We start from the raw sequence: 3,523 nt of genomic DNA, 5'->3' as shown, positions 1-3,523 counted from the left end.
ATTGTGGTGAGGGGGATTTATCCCCGATGGAGCGCGTAGCGGTCCCAAAAAGGTCTGCTGCGCCGCCATCGGGGATAAATCCCCTCACCACAGGAGTGTTACCAGAGTTGGATCAGCGCGCCGTCAGCTCGATCACGCAGCACGCGGCATTGACCGCGACTTCAACCAGACCGGTGTTACCGTCCAGTTGCAGGCAATCATGTCGGGCCAGTTGCGCAGTGCTGCCACCGACCCGCACTTGCAGCAGCTCGCTGACACTGAACACCAGCACCGTCGAGGCCGAGCTGAAAAACCGCTGTTCACCGTCCAGCCACTGCAACCGCGCGTGGTAACGCTGCGGTGCGTAAATCAGGTTGAAGTCGCGTATCGCGCCGCCGAGCAAGGTGCAGGACACCTGGCTTTCGCCGCTGAACGCAAACGGGTCCAGCGGTAACAGTGGACGCGTGTCGTCACCATCGACGCACAACGTCATGCCGTCACCCTGCAAGACGGTGATCACTCGCTGGTAACCGCTGAAGGTGGAGAAACCGCCCGACTCGGCAATGTCGGCAATCGACAGACGCCAGCCAAAACCATCCAGGCCAGCACCGGCGTCACGGGTGATCTCTTCGGTGCTGCCGCCGCCGTTTTTCCACGGCATGCGCGGGTAACCTTCGGCGCGTAAAACTTTCACTTCACTGCTCATTTATGAAAGCGTCCTTCCAGACGATGACGGGAACCTGGGTGAATCAAACGCGCGGCGGTCACCGGCTGACGGCCCGACCACGTACGACGACGGATCAACAGGCACGGCTCGCCTTTCTCGATCTGCAGCAACTTGCACTCGGACGGCTCGGCGAGGATCGCTTCGACCACGTGCTCGCCTTCAGTCAACGGCGCGACCTGGTTGAGATAGGCGTAAGGGGTTTGCAGGGTGAAATCCTGCTTGAGGTATTCCGGAGCGACCAGCGCGTTGACGAAACGGTCTTCGATTTGCACCGGAATGTCGTTTTCGTAATGCACGATCAGCGAATGGAAGACCTTCTGCCCTTCGCGCATGTCCAGCGCCAACGCGCGCTCGGAGCCGGCGGCCTCTTCTTCGAGGGTGATCACCTGACAGGTGTGGCGATGGCCACGGGAGGCAATTTCGTCGGCGATGTTGTGCACTTCGAACAGCGCAGACTGGCTCTTCGGTTCAGCGACAAACGTGCCGACACCTTGCATGCGCACCAGCAGGCCGTCGGCGGTCATTTCGCGCAGCGCGCGGTTGATGGTCATGCGGCTGAAACCGAGCTGGCTGACCAGTTCGCTCTCCGACGGCACGCGGTAGTGCGGTGGCCAATTACCGCTGTCGATCTGCTGGGTGATCATCTGTTTGACGCGGGCGTACAAGGGCGCCGGACTGTCGCCCAGGTTCGCGGCCAACGGGGAGACTGGAGGCGGAGTCGGCACGGTGGATCCCTGTTCATTGGATGAAGGTTGCTAGCTTGCCGGAGTTTACCGGGCAGGCAAACGTCTGTATATGTATATACAAATAACACACGATGGGGTGCTGAACCATGTCCGCTTTCTTTGCCGAACGCGCGCTGCTGCCTAACGGATGGGCCAACCATGTACGTCTCGAAGTCAGTGCCGATGGCATGCTGACCCGAATCCAGGCCGATTCCACCGCAGATGGCGCCGAGCGGCTGAGCGGTCCGCTGCTGCCGGGCATGCCCAATCTGCACTCCCACGCCTTCCAGCGCGCGATGGCGGGACTGGCCGAAGTGGCTGGCAATCCCAACGACAGCTTTTGGACCTGGCGTGACCTGATGTATCGGCTGGTCGGAAAAAATCAGCCCGGAGCAACTCGGCGTGATTGCCCGTCAGCTGTACATCGAAATGCTCAAGGCCGGTTACACCTCGGTTGCTGAATTCCACTACGTGCACCACGACAACAACGGTCAGCCGTATGCCGATCCGGCCGAGCTGGCACTGCGCATCAGCCAGGCAGCGAGCGACAGCGGCATCGGTCTGACCCTGTTGCCGGTGCTTTACAGCCATTCCGGATTCGGCGGCCAAACGCCCAATGACGGGCAGCGCCGCTTTATCAACAGCACCGAAAACTATCTGAACCTGCAAGCGCGCCTGCAGCCGCTGCTGGCTCAGCAAACAGCGCAATCGCTGGGGCTGTGCTTCCACTCGTTGCGCGCGGTCACCCCGCAACAGATCAGCGAAGTGCTGGCGGCGAGCGACAAGCAGTGCCCGGTGCACATCCACATCGCCGAGCAGCAGAAGGAAGTCGATGACTGCCTGAGCTGGAGCGGTCGCCGGCCGCTGCAATGGCTCTATGAAAACACCGAGGTCGATCAGCGCTGGTGCCTGGTTCACGCGACCCACGCCAATCCCGAGGAAGTCACGCTGATGGCCAAGAGTCGCGCCATCGCCGGCCTGTGCCTGACCACCGAAGCCAACCTCGGCGACGGGATCTTCCCGGCGGTGGATTTCCTCGCGCAGGGCGGGCGCATGGGCATCGGTTCCGACAGCCATGTGTCGCTCAGCGTGGTCGAGGAATTGCGTTGGCTGGAATACGGCCAGCGTCTGCGCGACCAGCGGCGCAACCGTTTGTATGGGGCGGATCAACCGATGGTCGGGCGCACGTTGTATGACGCGGCGCTGGACGGCGGCGCCCAGGCATTGGGGCAGCCGATTGGCGCGCTGGAAGTCGGCAAGCGTGCCGACTGGATCGTGCTCGATGGCAGCGATCCGTATCTGGCGACAGCAACGGGTGACGGGATTTTGAATCGCTGGTTGTTTGCTGGCGGCGATCGTCAGGTACGCGATGTATTGGTCAATGGCCAGTGGGTGGTGCGCGATGGCCGGCATGCAGGCGAAGAGGAAAGTGCACGTGCTTTCACCCAGGTTCTGCGCGAACTTTTAGGCTGACACAAAACAAAAATGTGGGAGCGAGCCTGCTCGCGAAAGCGGTGTATCAGCAACATTTTCGTTAACTGACACACCCTCTTCGCGAGCAGGCTCGCTCCCACATTTGATTGGTGGTGGTCTTTAATTCGAAGTCTTCGCCATCTGCCGATCCGACGCCCGCCAGATCAGTCGCGTGGTGTCGTAACCCTGCTGACGCGCCTTGCTCAGCAACTCCTCACGCACCACACCGTTGACGGTCGGCGTGCGGGACAGCAACCACATGTACTTGCGGCTCGGGTCGCCGACGATAGCGGTCTTGTAGTCGTCGCTGACGTACAACACCCAGTATTCGCCTTTCGCCACTCCCGGAATCAAACGCGAGAACCAGGTATCGAATTCGACCCACAACTTGTCGGTCTTGCCCGGCACCTGTGGATAAGCCTTGCCTTTGGCTTCTTCCCATTGCCAGTCGGCGGTCAGGCAACGATTGAGCACGTCGACATTACCGTCCGGCCTGAGCGAATAATGGGCTTCGGATTGCGCGCAGTTGCGCTGGAAGTACATCGGCAGTCGCGCCAGTTCATACCAAGTACCCTGATAACGCTTGAGGTTGACACTGTGAGCCGTCTTGGGGCGCCAG

At 60.8% G+C, this 3,523-nt stretch carries 3 protein-coding genes and 1 pseudogene; 1 reads left to right on the top strand and 3 read right to left on the bottom strand.

The annotated features are described in order from the left end of the window. Window positions 1-112 precede the first annotated feature (112 nt). Together HT737_RS17600 and hutC are read right to left on the bottom strand one after the other, a co-directional pair. A complete protein-coding gene (locus tag HT737_RS17600) occupies window positions 113-685 on the bottom strand; it encodes a HutD family protein (RefSeq protein ID WP_182403457.1) in 573 nt (190 codons plus the stop codon). Beyond that, the gene (gene hutC / locus HT737_RS17595) at window positions 682-1,350 is read right to left on the bottom strand and encodes a histidine utilization repressor (protein WP_230679353.1); all 669 of its coding nucleotides are present in this window, start codon (window positions 1,348-1,350) and stop codon (window positions 682-684) included. Before hutC ends, HT737_RS17600 begins: the two co-directional genes overlap by 4 nt. A 188-nt stretch (window positions 1,351-1,538) precedes the next feature. Here hutC and HT737_RS17590 point away from each other — a divergent pair. Further along, window positions 1,539-2,904 (top strand): annotated as a pseudogene (locus tag HT737_RS17590) (formimidoylglutamate deiminase). Between the two features lie 120 nt (window positions 2,905-3,024). Here the strand turns inward: HT737_RS17590 and HT737_RS17585 are convergent. Further along, window positions 3,025-3,523: lipocalin family protein (locus HT737_RS17585; RefSeq protein ID WP_182403455.1), on the bottom strand; the 499-nt coding region annotated here is incomplete at its 5' end.

Origin of the sequence: Pseudomonas sp. MD195_PC81_125 (assembly GCF_014060985.1) — a bacterium.
Taxonomy (GTDB): Bacteria; Pseudomonadota; Gammaproteobacteria; order Pseudomonadales; family Pseudomonadaceae; genus Aquipseudomonas; species Aquipseudomonas parakoreensis.
Note: the sequence above shows the minus strand (reverse complement) of the source record. Positions and strands in the feature narration are given on the sequence as shown.

Coding starts and splice junctions, on each gene's coding strand:
- HT737_RS17600 (WP_182403457.1), bottom strand. CDS start 685: ATGAGCAGTGAAGTGAAAGTTTTACGCGCCGAAGGTTACCCGCGCATG.
- hutC (WP_230679353.1), bottom strand. CDS start 1,350: ATGATCACCCAGCAGATCGACAGCGGTAATTGGCCACCGCACTACCGC.